Below are 21,783 nucleotides of genomic sequence, written 5' to 3'. Positions count from 1 at the left end.
GTCCACCTCAGAGCGCGACCAGATTGCCGGGGCCGTCGATCGGACCGGTATTGATATTGGCCGCCAGCTTCATCCCCACGGTCGCGCCGTCCTTGTACTTCGGACCTGCAACCAGCGTGCCGCCATGTTCCCGAAGCGTCCATTCACCGGGTGCATGGCTGCGCGCGCGAAACAGTTCGGCCGCCCATGCCGGGGCACCGGGAGCCTGACGGTTCCATTGCGGGGCAGGCGACGGAGCGGAGCGGGCTTCCCACCGGAGCCGGGCCGAGGACAGGTCGCGCGCAGCATCGATCCTGACGAGCCACAACGGTACGCCATGCCGCTCTGCTGCCAGGCTCAGGCGGCGCGACGCGGTGAAATCGAGCGCACGCGGATTGCCGCCCAGTTCGCCGATCACACAGGCCAGATCGCGGCATCGCACCCCTTCTTCCAGCGCGAACAACGCATCCTGCGCGGTTTCGGCGCGTACGTGGATCATCCGTCCCTGAAGCTCTTCCGGCAATCCCGGCCGATAGGGGCGTCCGGTCAGGCGAATTGCGCACTTGTCCTGCACCCACAGGATCGCCCGGCGGTCCTCTGCCTCGCGTGCAGGATCGGCTTCGCGTTCGGCAGCACGTGTGCGCATCGTGTCGAGCGCCAGTGCCAGTGCGAGACCTGCACCCGCCCCGTCGCGCCCGCTGGCGAAGACTTCGCTGTGATGCGCCGTGCCCTGCGCGGCCCCAAGCCCCGGGCGCCAGTGCGAGGCGCGCGAAGCGGTCAGCGCGGAAAGCTCCGCACTGCTGAGCCTTGCCGCTTCCGGCAGGCTGTCGAGAGAAGGCAATGGCATGACGAATCGACTCTTATGTTCTTATTATGTTCCATACCTGACCGCATTGCAACGCTACCGCCCCGCATGGAACCAAGTTTACCCCCGCTCCGTTGGTCTCTCAAAAGGAGACGACAATGCATTACGACGAAAACAAGAGCGAAGACCTGAAGCACGATTTCTGGAAGGCACTGGCCGATTCCCCCTTCGTTTTCCTCGAGCGCAAGAGCGATCCGCAAAACGCCGTCGTCATGACCGCGCAGCTGGACAAGGATGCCGACAGCGAGATCTGGTTCTTCACCACCAAGGATCATCATCTCGCCAATATGGGTCCCGCCATTGCGACTTTCGCCGGCAAGGGTCATGAAATGTTCGCTCGCTTCGAAGGGACGCTGATCGAAGAAACGAGCCGCGAGCGCCTCGAAAAACAGTGGAACAACATCGTCGAAGCGTGGTTCCCCGGCGGCAAGGACGATCCCAACCTGCTGATGATGCGCATGGAACTCGGCCAGGCCGAAATCTGGAACAGCGACCTTGGTGTTCTGACCACGGCGAAGATGCTCATGGGCAAGGACGTTCGCGGCGAAGCACGCGAAGAACACACCGAAACGACGCTCTGATCCGATCGAACCAAAAAGAAAGGGCCGCCCCTGCAGGGAGCGGCCCTTTTTTCGTTGCAAGACCGATGACCGGCCTCCGGAAGCAGCCTTACCCGAGGACGCCGGGGAACAAACCAGTCACCAGGATGATCGCAACAGCGAGCGGGCAAAGCCATGCAATCAGGAAACGGAAGATCGCAAACGATCCCGACGACAGGCCCGTGGTCACTTTCAGCAAATTCTTGTCGGCCTTCCATCCGATGAAAAGTGCTGTGAGCAGCGCACCTACCGGCAGCATGACCTTGCCCGTGAACCCGTCGATCGTATCGAGGATATCGGTTTCGGCGAAGATCGACCAGAAGCTGAGCGGGCGCACATCCGCCCATACATTGTAGCCCAGCAGGCAGGCGATGCCGATCAGGAAGGCCCCGCCGCCAAAGATCAGCGAAGACGTCGTCCGCTTCCAGCCCAGTTCCCCGATGCCCCAGGCGGTCGGCACTTCCAGCAAGGAGATGGAACTGGTCACCGCGGCCACCAGGATCAGCACGAAGAACAGGAAGCCGATCAGCGCCCCGCCCGGCATCGTCTGGAACGCGAAGGGCAGCGACTGGAACACCAGCGTAGGGCCTGCTGCGGGATCGAGACCCACGGCAAGGACGATGGGGAAGATCATCAGGCCAGACAGCAGCGCGACGCTGGTATCGGCCACCGCGATGGTCAATGCCGTGCTGCCGAGACCGGAATTTTCACGGATATACGAACCATAGGTAATCAGCCCTGCAACACCGAGCGACAGGGAGAACAGCGCCTGCCCGAGCGCTTCGTTCATCGCCTGCGGGGTCAGAAGCGACCAGTCGGGCGTGAAGAGGAAGGCTGCCGCCTCGCCGATATCGCCTACGACTGCGCCGTAGATGGTAATCCCGATAAGGAGCACGAAGAACGCCGGCATCAGGATGGTCGCCGCCTTCTCGATCCCGCCGCTGACGCCGCGCGCCACGATGAACAGCGTCGCGCCCATGAAGACAAGGTGCATCCCCAGGAGCAGCATCGGGTTGGCGAACAGATCGCCCATGCGGCCCTGGATGGCTTCCTGCGATTCACCCATAAGTGCGCCGCGAAAAGGGTCTCCGGCAGCAATCGCCTGCAGCAGGTCGGCCCCCATCACGCCGACGTAGTAAAGCACCCAACCGGCCACCACCGAGTAGAACGAGACGATCAGGAATGCAGCCAAGGCCCCGATACCGCCGAAGATCGACCATTTTTCCGAAGCACGCGATTCTCGCGCAACCTTGCGAATGGACCCGACGGCGTCGGTCTGGCCGGCGCGGCCGATGAAAATCTCCGACAGGACCAGCGGCAGGCCGAGCAGGAACACGCAGCCGATGTAGAACAGGACGAAGGCACCGCCCCCGTTCTCCCCCGCCAGCGTCGGAAAGCGCCAGATATTGCCCAGTCCGACAGCCGCGCCGATGGCGGCGAGGATAAATGCGGATCGGGACGACCAGCCCTCCTTGCTGGTGGTTCCGGGTGCTACGGCCATCTGTATATTCTCCCAACGCAGGACCACCGGCCCTGCATGTTCTTGTTTGGCGATCGGTCATGCAAGAATTCCGCGCCCACGCCAAGTGGCACGCCGCGCCTTATCGACCTTTGCCAATCGCCTCCCGCATCGCTAACCGCTTGCCCATGTCCACAACGTTCCAGATTGACACCTCGACCAGTCGGGCCAATCCGACCCCTGCCCCGATGAAGCGCCTGACCGTCCCGCGGATCAGGGCGCGCAAGACGGACGGGGTGACGGAAGAACCGCTCGTCATGCTGACCGCCTATACCGCGCGGCAGGCCCAGCTTCTGGACGCGCATTGCGACCTGCTGCTGGTCGGGGATTCGCTGGGCCAGGTCATTTACGGCCTGCCCTCCACCATTCCCGTCACGCTGGACATGATGGCGAACCACGCCGCTGCGGTCGTGCGCGGAAGTTATCACGCGGTCGTCGTCGTCGACATGCCTTTCGGGTCATACGAACAATCGCCCGAGCAGGCGTTCGAGAATGCGGCGATGCTGCTCAAGGCCAGCGGCGCCGCCGCAGTGAAGCTGGAAGGCGGTGAAGCGATGGCGGAAACCGTGCAATTCCTCAATTCGCGCGGCATTCCGGTGATGGGCCATGTCGGTCTGACGCCGCAGGCGGTCAACGTTCTTGGCGGTTACATGGCGCGCGGTCGCAGCGATGCGGAAGCCGACAAAATCATCGGCGATGCCAAGGCCCTGGACGAAGCGGGTGCCTTCGCCATCGTCATAGAAGGCGTGGTCGAACCCATCGCTATCGAGGTGACCAAGGCCGTATCCGCCCCCGCCATCGGGATCGGGGCATCCGCGCAATGCGACGGGCAGGTGCTGGTGACCGAAGACATGCTGGGAATGTTCGAGCGCGTGCCCCGCTTCGTAAAGAAATACGGAGACATCGCCAGCGTTATATCCGATACGGCTGCCCAATACGCCGCCGAAGTGCGAGACCGCAGCTTCCCGGGCGACGAACAGACCTACCAGCCAAAGAAATAAGCACCCATCCCATGCAGACCCTGCTTCGGTTCTATACGTTTTCGCTCGCCTTCACGGCTGTCTGTCTGGCGCTGGGCGCATGGTATGGATGGGCCAGCACCGGCACGGTCGGCGGAATGCTGTCGATCCTGTGGATCGTCATCGTGTTGTCGATCCTCGAAGTCTCGCTCAGCTTCGACAATGCCGTGGTAAATGCCACGGTCCTGCGCGAGATGGACCCGGTATGGCAGAGGCGGTTCCTGACCTGGGGGATCCTGATCGCAGTCTTCGGGATGCGGATCGTCTTTCCCATCGCCATCGTTGCGATTGCGGCCGGTCTTGGCCCGGTCGAGGCGGTGCGACTTTCCCTGAACGATCCAGTCCGGTATGAAGAGATCGTATCCAGCGCGCATATCGGCATCGCCGGTTTTGGCGGCGCCTTCCTCGCCATGGTCGGTCTGACCTTCTTCTTCGATTCCGACAAGGACGTGCACTGGATTGCCGTCATCGAGCGGAAGATCATGCGGATTTCCAGCGTTCCTGCTATCGAAATCGGCCTCGTCCTGCTCATCTGCTACGGCGTTTCTACCCTGCTACCCGCGCCAGAAGCACTGACGTTCCTTGCTGCAGCCGTCCTCGGCCTGATCACCTTTATCGCCGTGCACGCCGTCGGCGCACTGATCGAGCAGGCCGAGGCGCGCAAGAAAGCGGCCGGCGCGGTCGTTCGAAGCGGCATGGGCGGGTTCCTGTATCTGGAAGTACTCGATGCCAGCTTCAGCTTCGACGGGGTCATCGGTGCCTTTGCCCTGTCGAACAACATGATCGTGATCGCGCTGGGCCTGTCCGTCGGCGCCATGTTCGTCCGCTCGATGACCATCCATCTTGTCCGGCAAGGGACGCTCGCCCAGTATCGTTATCTCGAGCATGGGGCGTTCTGGGCGATCATCGCGCTCGGTTTCATCATGCTGCTATCGGCGCGCTGGCACATTCCCGAAACCATCACCGGTCTTATCGGTGCGGTCCTGATCGGCATCTCTCTGTGGTGGTCGGTCCGGTACAACCGCCGCAATCCCGGCGCGGAGACGATGTCCGCCGACTGAAGCGACCGGGCCGGTCAGTTCTCGTCCAGCTTGCGCGCCTTGGCGACAGCGCTGCGGGCTGTTCCCCCCTCTTCGACCATGGAAAGCGCCTGCAACGCGGTTCTCCCCTGCGGTTGAATGGAAACGGCACGATGCGCCAACTGGAGGGCGAGCGTGTCGAGGCCTTCACGCTTCGCAATCATCGCCCTCAGCGAAAGAACATCCGCATCGCGGTCGTAACCATGGCCGATGGCCTGATCGAGCAATCTCGAGGCGCGTCCCATGTCACCCGCGTCATAAGCGAACCGCGCCAACATCGATGCCAGTTCGCCGTTTGAAGGATTGCCAGCGAGATGGGATTCGCAAAGCGCAATGGCAGCGTCCCTGCGACCCGACGCACGAAGGGCAGCGATCATTCGGCGGGCTAGCGGCCATGTGCGGCGGACCCCGGCGGCCTTCTCGTAAGCCTGCAATGCCGGACCGACCTGCCGATTGGACAGATACGCATCGCCCAGCAATGCAAAGGCGTCGGCTGAACCGGGATAGCGCCTCTGGAATGCCCTCGCAGCCGCCAGCGCACCGCTACGATCCCCTGTAACGATCCGCCCCCTGACAAGTGACAGCGCGTCCTTCGCATCGCCAACACCCCGAGTGGCGGTCACCGACAGCGCCACAGCCGGTTGCATGGCGACCAGGTCATCGTCTTGAGGGTCGGCCGCGCGGTCCAGAAGAGCCGCGGCCAGATCGCGATTGCCGAGCGCCTCATGCGCCCTGGCCACCATGATACGCATGTATGGCGAAGCGCTGCGCAGTCGCGCCTCGCGGTCGAAGCGGTAGACGAGCTCACGGTGATTGCCGCCGAGCGACAGCGAGCGCGCCAGCAATTCGCGTACCTGGCGGTTCTCCGGCTGTAATCGGTTCAACCTGTCGAATGCCTGCGCGGCGCTGGCATGATTGCCCTGTTCCATGTCGATGACCCCGCCCAGCATGATGCCGGCAGGGGTATCGCGCCCATGGTCTCCGCTCATGGTAAGCAGTTTCCGGGCAAGGTCGAATTTCGCCCCGCGCGCGGCAATTACGGCCTGCAGGAAGTAGGCCCGCTGATACGCCGGGTCGATCTTCACGATCCGCCGGGCCATGGCCAGGCTTTCGCTCGCCCTCCCCAGTTCGCCGAGAGTGGCGGAATATTCGGCCAGCAGGTCGAGATTGTCCGGCTGGCGTTCCAGCGCCTTCTCGAAGAAAGGGAGCGCGGCAGCCATGCCTTCCGCATCGCGGGCCAGTTGCCCACGCAGCAGCAGGGCCGACGGGTTGTCGGGATCGAGTTCCATCGCGCGCAAGGCCGCAACGACAGCCTGTGTCTGCTCGCCGCCTCGATAGCGCAGGCGAGCAATATCGACCCATAATTCGGCGTCGTCGCGAATGTATCTCAGCGCCTGATCGTATGCTGTGCCCGCGGCAGGCAGATTGCCCGCGCGCATTTCCAGCCTTCCCAGCATCAGGAAACCCCGACCTGCAGTGTCCTCGGTGAAGCGTCCGGGGCCGAGCCACTTGCGAGCCTCCGCCAATTGCCCCTGCTGCAATTCCGCCTCGCCCATTGCAGCCGCGACGGTTTCGCGCGCCGCGCCTGAGCGCAATTGTTCACGCAGAGCATCTTCGGCCGCAAATCCATCGCCCCGGGCCAGCGCCATAGCTGCCTCGTCTGCCGCCGGTTGCTGCTCGGCAGAGTCCTCGCACCCGGCAAGGGCAAGCGCCCCCGTCAGGGCGAGGAGAAGCCTGCCGCGCATCTCAGGATTGAAGGTCGTACTGTTTCAACAGATCGTACAGGGTGGGCCGGCTGATACCCAGCATGCGGGCCGTGCTGGAGATATTCCCTTCGGTCCGCGCCAGGGCATGACGGATGACCTTGCGGTCCGACTGCTCGCGTGCTGCCTTCAGGTTCAGGACCTCGCCCTCACCGTCTTCTTCGCTTTCGAGGTCGAGATCGGCTGCGCTGACGAGCCGTGCGTCGGCCATGATGACCGCGCGCTTGACCCGGTTCTCCAGCTCGCGGACATTGCCCGGCCAGTTCCAGCTGTCGATGGCGGACAGGGCGTCGGGCGCGAACCCTTTCACCTGCGGGTTCATCTCGGCCGCGAAACGCTGGAGGAAGGCTTTCGCCAGAAGCGTTGCATCGCCCGGACGCTCGGCGAGCGAGGGAATCTTCACGACGATTTCCGCAAGCCGATAGAACAGGTCTTCGCGGAATCGTCCATCGGCGGTCATCTGTTCAAGGTTCTGGTGGGTCGCGCATACGATCCGGACATCGACATCGATCTGCTTGCGCCCGCCGATCCTCTCGATGACCCGTTCCTGAAGGAAGCGCAGCAATTTGACCTGGAGAGGAAGGGGAATGTCGCCGACCTCGTCGAGGAACAGAGTTCCGCCATGCGCCTGTTCGATCTTGCCTTCGGTCGTCTTCACCGCACCTGTAAAGGCGCCCTTCTCGTGCCCGAAAAGTTCGCTTTCCAGCAGGTTCTCGGGGATGGCCGCGCAATTGATGGCAACGAATGGCCGGTCGCTGCGGTCGCTTGATTCGTGCAGGCCCCTGGCGAGCAGTTCCTTGCCCGTACCGCTCGCTCCCAGAAGCATGACCGACACGCTGGTATTGGCCACGCGCTCGATCGTCCGGGCGACCTTGGCCATTTCAGGCGCGCCCGTAATCATCGTGCCCAGAACCGTCTTGTCGTCCCCGACCCGGTCTGCAAGCCGCGCGTTCTCTGCCTCGATGGCATGCAGGTTAAACGCCCTGCGTACGATCAGGCCAAGCGTATCGATATCGACAGGCTTCTGGTAGAAATCGTAGGCACCGCGCGCAATCGCACCCAGCGCGCTCTCCCGCGCGCCGTGGCCGGATGCCACGATGACTTTGGTATCCGGCTTGATCGCCATGATCGCATCGAGAACAGCGAGCCCTTCGCTCACGCCATCGGGGTCCGGCGGCAGGCCCAGATCGAGAGTGACGACGGCCGGCTCTTCCGCGCGCAGGGCGGCGATGGCCGCTTCGCGCGACCCGGCAATGGTCACATCGAAATCCTCATAGGCCCATCTGAGCTGCGCTTGCAGCCCCTCGTCGTCTTCGACAACCAGCAGTTTGGGCAGCGCCTTATCTTTCGCATTCGCCATTATGCGACCTCGTTGATTGATGGGATTTCAGGATCTTTCCGCTCGTCCAGCCTGCTCAGAAGCCCGGCCGGGCCAGCCAGCGGAAGTTTGATGGTGAATCGGGTGCCAAGCCCCTTGCGCGACGTCACGTCCAGGGTTCCGCCCATGGCCCTGACCAGTTCGCGGGCCTCGAATGCCCCGATGCCGAACCCGCCATTCTTTGAAGACACAAAGGGCCGAAACAGTCCGCCACGAAGGAATTCCGGCTCCATCCCCTCGCCGTCGTCGATGACCTCGACTATCGCGTTCACCGCGTCGCTGGACACCGCCAGCTGGACGATGTCCGTTTCCTCGCTTGCATCGAATGCATTCTGGACCAGATGGATCAGCGCCTGCTGGAGGCCTTCCCGGTTGGCCTGCACGATGACCGTGTTGTCGCAAGCGGTATTCAGCCTGCCAGTGGCCTTGAACCGTTGCTCTACCCCCGCCAGTATCCCGTTAAGGGGAACGGCCTCTACCACGCCGTCCTGGCCGGCAGTGTATCCCCCGAGCCTGTCGAGCAGGTTCTGCAGCTTGCCCGATGCCGTTCTGAGAGTGACGAGCATGTCCTTGCGGAATTCCGGCTTCTCCGCATGACGTTCCGCATTGCTGGCAAGCAGGTTGAGCTGGCTGGCGAGGTTCTTGATATCGTGCATGACGAAGGCGATGCGGCGGTTGAACTGGTCGAACTGGGCCGACTGCATCAAGGCCTCGTGACCCGATTGTTCCGCCAGGTAGCTGGCCACGTGCCTGCCGACGAGCTTGAGAAGATCGAAGTCCTCCCAGTCCAGTTCGCGCTTGTCCGGCGGGCGGGAAAGCAGGATCGCCCCGACCAGCCTGTCGAAATGGACCAGCGGAACGATCGCCCAGCAGCGTTCGTCATCCAGTATCCAATCAGGGACAGCGGCGAGTTCGCCCGCGCGATCGACACCCGAACGCACGGCATCGACATCGATGATATCGCCCTCGCGCTCCATCACCGACACGAGCGCCGGCGGAAGGAGAACGCCTTCTTCGGGCGCGAGGAGCTGTCCGTCGTGACCCGCTTCGGCAAACCGCCCGTCCTCGTCGATCAGGAACAGCAGCGCCGATTTGCTGGAGGTGATGTCGACTACCGCCTTGAGTATCCGCGCCCTGAGCGGGCTCTCGCTGCTACCCTGACTGCTGATGGTCTGGGTAAATCGCAGCCATTCTTCCCGGTAATCGTAGCGGTGCTGGAAAAAGTGCTTGAGGGCGATGACCTTGATCCACGCCCGCGCTCGCTTGCTGGGCAACCAGATCAGTCCCAGCACCATCGTCCCGACCAAGAGGCCGATTTGCGTCAGCCGCGCCGCATCGCCCTCGAACAAAGCGAGCAGCTCGGACAGGGCCAGCATCGCCATCAGGTATCCGCCGACCACCACGAGCGAGATCGTCTGTAAGGCCGCGACCCGCGACGGGCGTAGCTGGATCGGCTCGTCCCCCGGGCGCGAGCCCAGCACCAAGCCCAGGGCAGCCATCGCGACAACCGGGCCGCGCAAGATCGCGACCTCGACCGCGGGCTGGCCGACCAGGAAGGATATGACGTAGAAATTGAGGTCGAAAGCCCACAGTCCCGCCATTCCGAAAACGACGGAGCGCAGCCCGATCCGGTCTTTCTCCCCCATCCCGGCGTAGAGATTGTGAACCAGCAGCAGTGCGCCCACCGCGACCATCATCCGCATGATGAAAGAGGCATGCAGGAGTCCGGCAGCAGGACCGTAATAGCCAAGTGCAAGAACGCCAATGAGGGTCTGTACCAGCTCCACGCCGACGAGCGCGATGACGATCGGACGCAGGGTAAGCCTTTGCCCCACCGTATCGAAATGCTGGTGGAGGAGGATGATGAGGGCGATGTTTCTGACGCTTTCGGCGAGACCGGAATAGAGGGTCCACGGTCCCGACGCCGCGACGCAGGCTGCCCAGACCGCCATTGCGACCAGGGCCGCCAGCGTGGCGGTCCGCGCGGGCAATCCGCCCCTTCCCCCGCGCGCAAGCCAGGCAGCCCCGAGCCCGCACGCGACGGCGGCCGCAAAATGCAGCGCAAGCATCAGCGTCGGTGCGCTCAGGATGGGCGCATTCATCACCGCGCCCCTTCCGACCAGAGCACCACGCGCAGTGTCTGGAGCAGGATCAGCAGGTCCAGGAAGGGCGTATAGTTCTTGGCGTAGTAGAGATCGTATTCCAGCTTGTGCCGCGCATCCTCGATGCTGGCGCCATAGGGATAATTGATCTGCGCCCAGCCCGTGATCCCGGGCTTCACCATGTGACGCTCCGCATAATACGGGAGCTTGTCATCCAGGTCGGCGACGAATTTCGGAACTTCGGGACGAGGTCCCACGAAGCTCATCTCGCCTTTCAGGACGCTCCATGTCTGGGGCAGTTCGTCGATCCGGACCTTGCGAATGAATTTCCCTATCCGGGTCACGCGGACGTCGTTTCTCTCCGCCCATTTCTGCCCGTCCTTTTCCGCATCGGCAGTCATCGATCGCAGCTTGATGACATCGAATGGCTGGCCGAAAAGGCCGACGCGCGTCTGGCGGAAGAACGCCGGTCCCTTGCTGTCGAGCTTCACGAGCAATGCGAACAGCGCGATCACCGGCAGGGTAAGGACGAGCAGCAGTCCGCTGGCGATGATGTCGAAAATCCGCTTGCTGGCACTCGACAGCATCCGCCCGGAAGAAAATCCGTCGGAGAAGATCAGCCAGCTGGGATTGACGGTATCGAGATCGACGCGCCCGGTCTCTCGTTCCAGGAAACTGCTGAACTCGTTGATGTGGACACCGCGGGTCTTGACGCGGAGCAAGTCCTTCAAGGGCAGCGAATTGCGGCGTTCCTCCAATGCGAGAACAACCTCGCTTACGCCGAGGTTCTCGACGAATTTTCCCATGTCGTGGATTGCCGCGCGGGGGATGGCTTCCTCCACCACGGGCGCGCCCTCGTTCATGGCGAGATAGGACACGATTGCGAACCCGCTTTCGGGCCGGTCGGCAAGCTTGCGAAGCCGTTCCGCCCTCTCCCCCGCCCCGAGCACGAGCACCCGGCGCCTGAAGGCGGATGTGCCGATGAAACTGTTGGCGAACAGGCGTCCGGTTATGAGAAGGCCGATTGCAAAGCCCATCGCGTAAAGCAGGGTCGAGCGCCAGAACGTTGCTCCCGGCGCGATAAAATCGATGACCGACAGCGCGATGATGCCCAGACTGATGGCGACGAGCAGCCGCGCGCAGGCATAGCGCATGGAGCGCAGGGCGTCGGATCCGTACACGCCGACCGAGATCATCGCGATCCAGATCGTTATGGCGAAACCGGCGAGGGGTATGATCCGCCCCGAAACCGGACCCACGCTGGTGCCGATCTGGGATGCCCGCAAATGCCAGGCCAATTCACCCGATAGCAGCAGCAGGAGCAGGTCGACCAGGCCGAGCAAAAGCACGGCATGCGGGATGTAATGCTTGAATAACCGTATCATCGTCCGCGCAGTTTTCCGGGAGGCTTCTCAATCGGCCTCCCGGGCTACGGGCGAAGAATGAAATGTCGGTAAATTTTACAGGATTTGGGCGATCATAAGGGATCGGCGGGCCGCGTTGGTTAGCAGCCCGTTTACTCCTGCCCGGTGACGCTGTCGGCAGCATCCTGTGCAGCATCGCCTACCTGTTGTGCGGCGTTTCCTACTTCGCCGGCGGCGTCCGTGATCGCGGTATCCTTGGCGATTTCAGCATCGCTCATGCCGGAAAAAAGGAAAATGGCCGCACCGACAGCAATCAGGAGGACCACAGCCAGCAAGATCTTTCCTCCGCCCGAGGAGGAAGCGCCGTCATGGACCGACGTGGTGCGTGTCGTAGTCGTGGTGCCATCGGGCTCGCGGGTGGTGCTGATACGTTCTTCGGTCATTGCGTTATCTCCAGATGAAAGCACAATTCTCGACGTACACGAACGGTTCCGCCTGCTCTCACCATCAATTGGCAGTCTGGAAATCGAACGGGGTCGAACTGCGCTTGGTCCGGTCGAATGCGAGGGACGCGTTTTTCGGCGGAAGGGAGCGTTGACGGCAATCTTCCCGCCGGCACCTCGCGCAGCCGAGTCCGATCGGCTGCGCTGCGGAAATGCCGGTCAAACCCTGCCGCGTCTGCGCCATCGGTGCCGCCAGATTTGCATCGATACCAAGGGCGATAGCGAATTTCCCCCCGCCACCACTTGCGTCGACGGCGTGAGAAAGCGTCAGCCATTCTTTAGCGTTCTCTCCGCGATCGTCGATCCGAACCGTCTGGACGACCCACCTGTCCGGCCGCTCGAACGCCTCGTGCACGTTCCAGAGCGGACAGGAATTCTCGCTCTCCAGCAGCGGCGTGCCGCTCGCACCGGAAAACCGCTTCGAAAATTGCCCCGCACGGTCGATGCGCGCCATGAAGAAGGGTAGCCCCCTCTGCCCGACCCGCTGCAGGGTCGTGAGCCGGTGGGCAAGCTGTTCGGGGCTGACATTGAACCGCCGTTCCAGCACGGGGAGATCGTATCCGGTTGCCTCGCACGCCCTCAGGAACCTGGAATACGGCATCAGCAATGCGGCCGCGAAATAACCGGTCAAATGGCGTTCGAACAGTTTGCGCGCGGCCTCGTCCTCGAACTGGGAACCGGCCGCAAGCTGTGTAATCGCACTGCCCTGTTCAAGCTGCGCAAGCTGCAGCGCCAGTTGGAAATTGCGCGATGCGGGCGAAAGCATCTCCGATATCTGGACCTGCCTTGCGTGAAGATCGAGCCGCCGCAGGGTTTCCGGCATGACGTCGCGGGGGAGGATGCGGATCGCCAGCTGGTGACGCTCGCGCAGCCTCTCTGTAAGCGCGGCCGACAAATCCGCCCGGGACAGGCGCAATTCGTCGGCCAGTTCTTCTGCGGAATTGTCGAGATCGGCAAAATGGTTTTTCCAACGTTCGATCTCGCGCCGGGAAGCGACCAGCGGATCGTAGCCTGCGTCGTCCACATTACCGGCCTTGTCAAAGAGCCGCGCGAAAGCCGCCGCGGCTTGCGGAGCTGCGGCAAGAAATTCGGCTGCTTCGTCCCGGTCGATACCGAGATCTGCAAAACGCTCGTCCGACAGCCTGCGGGCAAGCCCGTCGAGGCCCCCGATGGACTCGTCCGATTTCAATCGCCTCGGGTCGAGGTCGAACTGCTCGACGAGCTGGACGACGACGCGCGCCGACACGGGCCGCTTGTTGCGCTCGATGAGGTTGAGGTAACTGGCGGATATGCCGAGGCGCGAGGCCATGGTGGCCTGTGTAAGACCCTCTCGTTTGCGGAGGCGGCGCAGGGCGGGGCCTGCAAGAAGTGTAGCTTCGCTCATTTGTCAATATCTTTACATGGTGACAAGCTTCTCTTGCGCAAACTGCGCAATCAGACAAGATAGTTTGTCATTTTTCATGTCGCAATGCGCCCAACGATGGCAGGAAGACCGGGTAACGCCATCCCTCCCCCATGAACGGAGACCGACATGACCTATCAGGATACCACCAACGAAATCGCCAAGACGATCGACGCCAACGGCGCGCCGTGGAATGCGATCGACGCGGAAAGTGCAGCACGCATGCGTCTGCAGAACCGTTTCCCTACCGGCCTCGACATCGCGAAGTACACGGCGAAGATCATGCGCCAGGACATGGAAGCCTATGACGCCGACCCGGCGCAGTACACGCAGTCGCTGGGCTGCTGGCACGGTTTCATCGCGCAGCAGAAGATGATTTCGATCAAGAAGCATTTCGGCGGCACGAAGCTGCGTTACCTCTACCTGTCCGGCTGGATGGTCGCGGCGCTGCGTAGCGAATTCGGCCCCCTTCCCGACCAGTCCATGCACGAGAAGACCAGCGTCCCCGCGCTGATCGAGGAACTGTACACCTTCCTGAAGCAGGCCGACGCCCGCGAACTGGGCCTGATGTTCTCCGATCTGGACAAGGCACGCGAAGCCGGCGACGAAGTCGAAGCGAAGCGGATACAGTCCGCCATCGACAATTACGAAACGCACGTCGTCCCGATCATCGCCGACATCGATGCAGGCTTCGGCAATGCCGAGGCAACCTACCTGCTCGCCAAGAAGATGATCGAAGCAGGCGCCTGCGCCCTACAGATCGAGAACCAGGTGTCCGACGAGAAGCAGTGCGGTCACCAGGATGGCAAGGTCACCGTCCCGCACGAGGACTTCCACCAGAAGATCCGCGCCATCCGCTACGCCTTCCTCGAAATGGGCGTGGAAGACGGCATCATCGTCGCCCGCACCGACTCGCTTGGCGCCGGCCTGACCAAGCAGATCGCCTATACCAAGGAAGAAGGCGATCTGGGTGACCAGTACAACAGCTACCTCGACTGCGAGGAAGTCTCGCCCGAAGACATCAAGAACGGCGACGTTTTCCTGAGCCGCGAAGGCAAGCTGCTTCGTCCCAAGCGCCTGCCGTCCAACCTCTACCAGTTCCGCCCCGGAACGGGCGAAGACCGCTGCGTCCTCGATGGCATCACGAGCCTTCAGGCCGGTGCCGACCTGCTGTGGATCGAGACTGAGAAGCCGCATATCGGCCAGATCGGCGGCATGGTGAAGCGTATCCGCGAAGTCATCCCGAACGCGAAGCTGGTCTACAACAACTCGCCGAGCTTCAACTGGACGCTCAACTTCCGCCAGCAGGTCTTCGATGCCTGGGAAGAAGAAGGCAAGGACGTGTCCGCCTACGACCGTGCGAAGCTGATGAGCATCGACTACGACGATACCGATCTCGCTGCCGAAGCGGATCAGCGGATCAAGACGTTCCAGGCCGATGCAGCGCGCGAGGCAGGCATCTTCCATCACCTCATCACCCTGCCGACCTATCACACGGCTGCGCTCAGCACCGACAATCTCGCCAAGCGCTATTTCGGCGAGGAGGCGATGCTGGGTTACGTGAAGCAGGTCCAGCGCGAGGAAATCCGCCAGGGTATCGCCTGCGTGAAGCATCAGAACATGGCCGGATCCGACATCGGGGACGACCACAAGGAATATTTTGCCGGCGAAGCTGCATTGAAGGCAGGCGGCAAGGACAATACGATGAACCAGTTCGCGGCCGCATAACCCCCGCGACGGGAGAATCACGATGACCGACGAAACTACCGGACAGAAAGAGCCAGGGCGCGCACGTGCCCTGCTCTCCACGGCCGATTTCAAATTGCTGCGGCGCGCGCTGGAAAGCCACGCCAGGACGCTGGACGACCGGGAGGAGCTGGCCAAGATCAACGCCCTCCACCACCGGCTCGGCAATTACAGCTGACAGCTGACTTCATCTCCTGGGGAGGAGACGGGCGGCAGGCGGTTCATTCCGCCTGCCGCCCAATTTCTTGCTCTGCGAAGACCTTCCCGTTTCATCGCACAGCTTTGCTTAACCCATCCGCGCTAAGCCGCAGTCATGGTAAGGAAGGCCAACAACCCGCCGAGCATGGCGAAGATGTATCGCCATTTCGCGGTGATTACCGTACTTCTGACTGTGGCGGTTGCCATCATGGCGGATAGCGGAAACAGCAGACACGTCGACGACGCTGTCGAGACGGTCGAAACGTTTTCGGCACAGAAACGCCAGCAACACAGCAAAACGAACAAGAGAGCATTTGGCACCGGTCAATTGGTCGATGCATCCCGGTCGGGTATCGTAGAGGGCGAATTCGCACCCGATAGCTGGGTCGGAACCGCCGGAAGCGGCGCTTCCAGTTACCGCCCTCCTGCCCGCCGCGCGTCGACCGAGGAACCCTGGATCCTTCTCGGCCTGACGCGCGAGGAATTCGAGGCGCTCAGCCCGGAGGAGCAGGCCGAAATGCTGGAAACCCTTCAGGACCGCGCGATGGACGACGCGACCATGGCCCGCATCTCCCGCCAGTCGATGCGACGCGCCGGCCGCACCGAACCTTCGCAAGACGCCCCGGACTGACCGCCCGACCGGGCATCATTCTCCGCCGGCGGGCATCAATCTCAGGGTTGCATCGGCGAGCGCTTCTGCGGCGGTGGCAATCACCTTTTCGGCGTCGGGGGCCCAGAAGGGGCTGTGGAGCGAGGGCAGCGTCCCCTCCCCGCTCTGCGCTGCATCGAATTCTTCCTGCGGCACGCCGCCGACCCAGAAAATCAGCGACTGCACTTCCTCCGGTGCGTAGCGGCGGAACTGGCCGAAATCTTCTCCGCCCATGACGCTGGGGACCTGCTGCACCCGGTCTTCCCCGAACCGCGCCGCGAATCCTGCCATGATCGTCTCGGTAAAGTCCGGGTCGTTGAAGGTGGCAGGCGTGTACTGTTCCGCGACCGAGACGGTGGGCATCTTGTCCTCCGGCATTCCCGCCGCCATCGCCTCGCCGCGCGCGATACGGGCGATCCCGTCAAGCAGGGCCTTGCGCGATTCGTCCGAATAGCTGCGGACGGTCAGCTGCAGTTTCGCCTCGTCGGAAATGATGTTGTGCTTCGCGCCCGCATGGAAGCTGCCGACCGTGACGACGGCAGGATCGAGCGGCGAGCTTTCGCGGCTCACCAGCGTCTGCAGTTTCATGACGATCGCACTGGCGAGGACGATGGGGTCCTTCGTCGTGTGCGGATAGGCGCCGTGTCCGCCGATCCCCGGAACGGTGATGTCCACGCTGTCCACATTGGCAAGCGCGAAGCCCGGCGAATAGCCGATCATGCCTGCCGGAAACTGGGCCGCATCGTGAAAGGCGATGGCGTAATCGGGCGTGCCGAAACGCTGGTAGAGACCGTCATCCAGCATGGCAGGCGCGCCCTCGCCGATCTCCTCTGCCGGCTGGGCGATCATCATCAGCGTGCCCGACCATTCGTCCTTGCGATCGACCAGCAATTGCGCCGCGCCGATCCAGCCCGTCATGTGGGTGTCGTGGCCGCAGGCATGCATCACGCCCGTCTCCACGCCCGAGGCGGGAATGGCGACCTGCTTCGATGCATAGGGCAGACCCGTCTGTTCCGTGACAGGCAAGCCGTCCATGTCGGCGCGCAGCATGACCAACGGTCCATCGCCATTGCGCATCATGGCGACCACGCCTGTCTGGCCCACACCTTCGGTCACTTCGAACCCCATGGCCCGCATCCGCGCGGCAAGTTTAGCTGCCGTCTCCACCTCTTCGAAACTGAGTTCGGGATTGGCGTGCAGGTCGCGGTAAAGCTCCATCAGTCCCGGCATGTCGGCGGCCAGATCGCTGCGCAGCGTATCGTCCTGCGCGGCCGCAGGGCCTGCCGCCAGAAGCGCTGCCGCCGCGGCGCCGATCGTCCAACGTGTCATGCGGTTCATCGTCGTTTCCTCTCTTCCGGTGAGCGTGTGCGAAGTTGACAAAGAACACACATGCGCCGCTCGGTCCCAAAACCATTTATGCCGTCGACGCCTCGCATTTCCGTCCTTTCACGGCCTCTGAGCGAAGTTGACACATCGCGCGAGGAAGGAAGGAAAACACCCCGGGCGTCCCGATGGAGTGAAGGTGCCAGATTGCCTGCCTGTAGGAAAGCCCCGCGATGCGCAGGGCGGCTGCGCGACCGCCAATCGCCTTAGATATTGTAGGTGACCACCAGCAGGAAAGAGAGCGTCGTCACCATCAGCAGGACCAGCGGAACGCCGGTCTTGAGGTAGTCTTTGAACTCGTAAGACCCCTCCGACATGATCAGCATGTTGGTCTGGTACGCGATAGGCGTCGCATAGCAGAGGTTGCAGCCGAACAGCACCGCCAGCACCATCGGTTCCGCCGGAATGCCCAGCTGGTTTGCCACGCTGAAGGCGATGGGCGTGCCCACGGTCGCCGCCGTCGCGTTGGAGGCGAAATTCGTCAGCACCGTCACGAACAGCATCACTGCCGCCAGCACCAGGGCCGGTGTCAGATATTGCAGGCCGTAGGCCAGCACGAGGCCGAGCCATTCGGCGGCGCCGCTTTCGTCGATGATCCGCCCCAGCGCGATACTGGCGGCGATCAGCACGATGACCTGCCCGGACAGGGCCCTGCCCACGCGGTCGAACTTCACGCAGCCGGTCAGGAACATCAGGATCGATCCGGCCAGCGCCGCGATTGCGATCGGGATCAGGCCGATGGAGGCCAGCCCGACCGAGCCGCCCATGATGGCCGCCGCCAGAACCGCTTTCGACCGGCGGGGAAGTTCCCGCATACCTTCCAGCTTCAGCAGGCTGTCCGTGCGGGAGAACTCCTCCAGGTCTTCCGGCAATCCCATGACGAGCATCACGTCGCCTTCCGCGATCCGCAAATCGCCGGCTTCGCTATAGACGGTCTTTTCGGCGACCAGTCTTTCGGGCCGGTGGATGCCCAGAACGGCCACGCCGTAAAGATCGGCAATGCCGGAACTTGGCAGGGTGCGCGTAATCAGGCGGCTGTCGGCGGTCACCGCCATCTCCACCACCGCGATATCCTGCGAAAGCGACGTGGACTGGCGCCGGATACGGTCGAGCACCCAGGCAGGCGCGACTTCGCTGTCCAGCATCCGCATGGCGGATTCCAGGCCTTCATGCGTGCCCGACAGCAGAAGGCGTTGCTGCGCCTCAAGCGGTCCGCTGGGCGGGTCCACGAAATCGACCCCGTCGGGCAGATTCGCCTGTATGTCGGCTGCGTCCTGCCCCCTCAGCGGACTGTCTTCCTCGATCCGGAGGCGGGCCGTGAAGCGGCGCTCCGCATGGCTCTTCTCCACCCGGTTGTCACCCAGCAGGCGGGGCATCACCAGCCAGAGATAGGGCAGCGCGATGGCGCCTGCGACCAGCACGATCGGCGTGAAGTGGAACACGCCCATGCGCGGCATGCCAAGGTCCACTGCGATCGAAACGACGAGGATATTGGTCGAGGTGCCGATCGTGGTGGCCACCCCGCCGATCAGGGATGCGGCGTTGAGCGGGATTAGCGTCTTCGAGGCAGGCAACGCGCCGCGATGCGCCAGCGCGACGAAGATCGGCATCAGCAGGACCAGGACGGGCGTATTGTTGACGCCCATCGACAGGACGAATGCAATCACCAGCGACAGCAGCAGGCCAAGCTGGATATTGTAGCGGAACACGCTTTCCAGGAACCGCGCCGCCGGCTCCAGCGCGCCGGTCACCACCAGTCCCCGCCCCATGATCATCAGCGCGCAGATCGTGATCAGCGCGTAATGTCCGAAGCCTGCGAAGGCGAGGACCAGGCCATCGGTCGGGTCGTTCCCTTCCAGCGGGAAGAAATAGAGGCCCACCGCGATGACCGCGATCGTCAGCAGCGAAATGATCTCGATGCTGAGCTTGTTGCGGGCAAAGCCGATGAACATGGCCACCGTGACGGCCATGGCTGCAATCGCATGCGGTGATGGTGGGGGTATCATGGCGTGCGCCCCGATTCCCATCCGGGATGCCTGAGCGCAAGTCTTTTAATCTTTCGCGGGAACTTGGCTCCCGATTTATCCCTTCATGCCGCCCGACAGGATGCCGGCGATACCCAGCCCCTTGGCAGCCGCGCCGCCGCGAAGGGCTGCAATGCCGAAACCGATGGCTGCGAAGCCGAACATCGCCTTGCCGTGGAAATTAGAGGAAGAAGGCGCCCTGCAGCACGGTCTGGAAAACGGCTGCATCGGCGGCCTCTCGCGCAGGTCCGAACATGGCGAGCCCCATGGCGACCTGGATCAGGTTGACCATGCCGCCGACCGCGATGGCCGCCCACGCCAGCGGATGGGCCCGGTCCTTTGCCGCCAGCACGATGCCCACGGTCGCGGGGATGGTGAACAGCGCCATTTCCGTCATCCACGTGATGCGGCGCAGTGTCTCGCCTTCTGTGTTCGAGACCACCGTGATGTAGAACGCCTTCGACAGGACGGCTGCGAACAGCGCGGCTGCCACGATCAGGGCCGCGCTGCGAATGGTGAAAATCATGCTGGTATCCCCTTTGCACCTGCAAAGCGCAGGCGGTGTCCGGGGCTGTTTCGCCAGCGGATCGGGCAAGGTTACAGCCGGATCGCCAGATTTTCGAAAAGGGTGGTGCCCCTGGCCGGAGTCGAACCGGCACTCCGTAAGGAACTCGATTTTGAGTCGAGCGCGTCTACCAATTCCACCACAGGGGCACGCCTGCGAGGCAGGCCGCGCGGATAGCGTTACTTCAGTGCATTTGCCAAGAGTTTGTGCAGGCGGGAATGCAGCGCGTCATTGGCTGCCAGCACCTGCTTCGAATGGATCGGCTGCGAACGGCCGCGGAAATCGGACACGAAACCGCCCGCCTCGCGCACCAGCAGGCAACCAGCGGCAGTGTCCCAGTCGTTGAGACCGCTTTCCCAGAAACCGTCGAAGCGTCCGGCAGCTAGCCAGGCGAGGTCGAGCGAGGCTGCGCCGAAGCGGCGGATCCCGGCGACTTCGGGACCGATGGCCCCGAAGATGCGGCCCCATTCGGCAAAGTCGCCATGGCCCTGGAACGGGATGCCGGTGGCGATCAGCGCGTCGGGCAGGCTGCGGCGCGAAGACACTCGCAGGCGCCCGTCATGCAACCATGCACCGCGCGATTTTTCCGCCCAGTAGGTTTCGTCGAGGATCGGCTGGTAGATGACCCCGGCGGTCACATCGCCCCATCCGCCGCCGCCGAGCTTGGGCTCCTGCACCGCGATGGAGATCGCGAAATGCGGGATGGCGTGGAGGAAGTTGCTCGTCCCGTCGAGCGGGTCGACGATCCAGCGCGGCTTGTCCGGGTCGCCTTCGATGATGCCGCCTTCTTCCAGCACGAAACCCCAGTCGGGCCGCGCCGCGATCAGTTCGTCATACAGCGTGCGCTCGGCAATCCGGTCGGCCTTCGACACGAAATCGGCCGGGCCCTTGCGGCTCACCTGCAGGTGCTCGACCTCGCCGAAATCGCGGCGCAGCTTGCCCCCGGCCTTGCGCGCGGCGCGTTCCATGACGCGGATCAGGCCTGAATACATAGACATGCCAGAAACCTTCTAAATGCGCTCAGCTCGCCTTGCCGACATAGGTCTGTTCGTAGACGTCGACGACGATCCGGGTGCCGCTCTCGATATGCGGCGGGACCATCACGCGCACACCGTTTTCGAGCACGGCCGGCTTGTAGCTGGAGGAAGCGGTCTGCCCCTTCACCACTGCGTCCGCCTCGACAATGGTCGCCTCGACCTGTTCGGGCAGCGCGACGGAGATCGGCTTTTCCTCCCACAGTTCGAGCGTCACGGTCATGCCGTCGGTCAGGAACGGGCGGGCATCGCCCAGCAGGTCGCTCGGCAGGTTGATCTGTTCGAACGTGTTCTGGTCCATGAAGACCAGCATGTCGCCGTCTTCGTACAGGAACTGGTATTCCTGCGTTTCCAGACGCACTTTCTCGACCGTATCGGCGCTGCGGAAGCGGACATTGGTCTTGCGGCCATCCTGCAGGTTCTTCATCTCGACCTGCATGTACGCCCCGCCCTTGCCCGGCTGGGTGTGCTGGATCTTGGCAACTTTCCAGATGCCGTTTTCATATTCGATGATGTTGCCGGGACGGATGTCCACGCCGCTGATTTTCATGGGTTTGCCTCTTGGGAATGGCGACAAGGCCGTCGAAGGCCCGCCGGAACATGGCCTGCGCT

At 62.9% G+C, this 21,783-nt stretch carries 19 protein-coding genes and 1 tRNA gene; 6 read left to right on the top strand and 14 right to left on the bottom strand.

Annotated elements, in window-relative coordinates; genetic code table 11:
- Window positions 1–7 precede the first annotated feature (7 nt).
- Window positions 8–826 carry a hypothetical protein gene (locus PF049_08380; GenBank protein ID WBY15624.1) on the bottom strand — a complete coding sequence of 273 codons (819 nt, stop codon included), beginning with the start codon at window positions 824–826 and terminating at the stop codon, window positions 8–10.
- Window positions 827–942: 116 nt separating this feature from the next.
- Between PF049_08380 and PF049_08375 the strand changes: the two genes are divergently transcribed.
- Entirely contained in the window at window positions 943–1,425 is a 483-nt protein-coding gene (locus tag PF049_08375) for a pyridoxamine 5'-phosphate oxidase family protein (GenBank protein WBY15623.1), read from the top strand.
- Window positions 1,426–1,513: 88 nt separating this feature from the next.
- Here PF049_08375 and PF049_08370 read toward each other — a convergent pair whose 3' ends face one another.
- Window positions 1,514–2,944 (bottom strand): sodium-dependent transporter, encoded by a 1,431-nt coding sequence (locus PF049_08370; protein ID WBY15622.1) that lies wholly within the window; start codon window positions 2,942–2,944, stop codon window positions 1,514–1,516.
- A 146-nt stretch (window positions 2,945–3,090) separates the two neighbouring features.
- On the opposite strand from PF049_08370, the gene panB reads away from it, so the two are divergent.
- Window positions 3,091–3,963 (top strand): 3-methyl-2-oxobutanoate hydroxymethyltransferase, encoded by an 873-nt coding sequence (panB, locus tag PF049_08365; protein ID WBY15621.1) that lies wholly within the window; start codon window positions 3,091–3,093, stop codon window positions 3,961–3,963.
- 11 nt (window positions 3,964–3,974) lie between these two features.
- On the top strand, window positions 3,975–5,042 hold the full coding sequence (locus PF049_08360; GenBank protein WBY15620.1) for a DUF475 domain-containing protein: 1,068 nt from the start codon (window positions 3,975–3,977) through the stop codon (window positions 5,040–5,042).
- A 14-nt stretch (window positions 5,043–5,056) separates the two neighbouring features.
- Here the strand turns inward: PF049_08360 and PF049_08355 are convergent, their stop codons facing one another.
- From PF049_08355 to PF049_08330, 6 genes are all read right to left on the bottom strand, one after another.
- Complete coding sequence (locus tag PF049_08355) at window positions 5,057–6,805, bottom strand: tetratricopeptide repeat protein (GenBank protein WBY15619.1); 1,749 nt, start codon at window positions 6,803–6,805, stop codon at window positions 5,057–5,059.
- Window position 6,806: 1 nt separating this feature from the next.
- A complete protein-coding gene (gene prsR / locus PF049_08350; GenBank protein ID WBY15618.1) occupies window positions 6,807–8,183 on the bottom strand; it encodes a PEP-CTERM-box response regulator transcription factor in 1,377 nt (458 codons plus the stop codon).
- Complete coding sequence (prsK, locus tag PF049_08345; protein WBY15617.1) at window positions 8,183–10,303, bottom strand: PEP-CTERM system histidine kinase PrsK; 2,121 nt, start codon at window positions 10,301–10,303, stop codon at window positions 8,183–8,185. Before prsK ends, prsR begins: the two co-directional genes overlap by 1 nt.
- The gene (locus PF049_08340; GenBank protein ID WBY15616.1) at window positions 10,303–11,688 is read right to left on the bottom strand and encodes a TIGR03013 family PEP-CTERM/XrtA system glycosyltransferase; all 1,386 of its coding nucleotides are present in this window, start codon (window positions 11,686–11,688) and stop codon (window positions 10,303–10,305) included. Before PF049_08340 ends, prsK begins: the two co-directional genes overlap by 1 nt.
- Window positions 11,689–11,819: 131 nt before the next feature.
- Window positions 11,820–12,110, bottom strand: a complete 291-nt coding sequence (locus PF049_08335) for a hypothetical protein (GenBank protein WBY15615.1) — start codon at window positions 12,108–12,110, stop codon at window positions 11,820–11,822.
- 64 nt (window positions 12,111–12,174) lie between these two features.
- A complete protein-coding gene (locus PF049_08330; protein ID WBY15614.1) occupies window positions 12,175–13,554 on the bottom strand; it encodes a short-chain fatty acyl-CoA regulator family protein in 1,380 nt (459 codons plus the stop codon).
- A gap of 147 nt (window positions 13,555–13,701) precedes the next feature.
- Between PF049_08330 and PF049_08325 the strand changes: the two genes are divergently transcribed.
- The 3 genes from PF049_08325 (at window position 13,702) to PF049_08315 (ending at window position 16,147) form a co-directional block, all read left to right on the top strand.
- The gene (locus PF049_08325; protein WBY15613.1) at window positions 13,702–15,300 is read left to right on the top strand and encodes an isocitrate lyase; all 1,599 of its coding nucleotides are present in this window, start codon (window positions 13,702–13,704) and stop codon (window positions 15,298–15,300) included.
- A 22-nt stretch (window positions 15,301–15,322) separates the two neighbouring features.
- The gene (locus PF049_08320) at window positions 15,323–15,496 is read left to right on the top strand and encodes a hypothetical protein (GenBank protein WBY15612.1); all 174 of its coding nucleotides are present in this window, start codon (window positions 15,323–15,325) and stop codon (window positions 15,494–15,496) included.
- Between the two features lie 135 nt (window positions 15,497–15,631).
- The gene (locus PF049_08315) at window positions 15,632–16,147 is read left to right on the top strand and encodes a hypothetical protein (protein WBY15611.1); all 516 of its coding nucleotides are present in this window, start codon (window positions 15,632–15,634) and stop codon (window positions 16,145–16,147) included.
- Between the two features lie 15 nt (window positions 16,148–16,162).
- On the opposite strand, the gene PF049_08310 is transcribed toward PF049_08315, so the two are convergent.
- The 6 genes from PF049_08310 to efp all read right to left on the bottom strand — a co-directional run bounded on the left by PF049_08310 (window position 16,163) and on the right by efp (window position 21,721).
- Entirely contained in the window at window positions 16,163–17,503 is a 1,341-nt protein-coding gene (locus tag PF049_08310) for an amidohydrolase (GenBank protein ID WBY15610.1), read from the bottom strand.
- 251 nt (window positions 17,504–17,754) lie between these two features.
- Complete coding sequence (locus PF049_08305; GenBank protein ID WBY17885.1) at window positions 17,755–19,554, bottom strand: SLC13 family permease; 1,800 nt, start codon at window positions 19,552–19,554, stop codon at window positions 17,755–17,757.
- A 199-nt stretch (window positions 19,555–19,753) separates the two neighbouring features.
- A complete protein-coding gene (locus tag PF049_08300; GenBank protein ID WBY15609.1) occupies window positions 19,754–20,098 on the bottom strand; it encodes a hypothetical protein in 345 nt (114 codons plus the stop codon).
- Window positions 20,099–20,201: 103 nt separating this feature from the next.
- A tRNA-Leu gene (locus PF049_08295) sits at window positions 20,202–20,286 on the bottom strand.
- 30 nt (window positions 20,287–20,316) lie between these two features.
- Entirely contained in the window at window positions 20,317–21,135 is an 819-nt protein-coding gene (locus tag PF049_08290; GenBank protein ID WBY15608.1) for an inositol monophosphatase family protein, read from the bottom strand.
- Window positions 21,136–21,157: 22 nt separating this feature from the next.
- A complete protein-coding gene (gene efp, locus PF049_08285; protein WBY15607.1) occupies window positions 21,158–21,721 on the bottom strand; it encodes an elongation factor P in 564 nt (187 codons plus the stop codon).
- Between the last annotated feature and the right edge of the window lie 62 nt (window positions 21,722–21,783).

This window comes from Erythrobacteraceae bacterium WH01K (assembly GCA_027941995.1).
Lineage (GTDB): Bacteria > Pseudomonadota > Alphaproteobacteria > Sphingomonadales > Sphingomonadaceae > CAJXSN01.
This window is presented reverse-complemented; position numbering and strand designations above follow the sequence as displayed.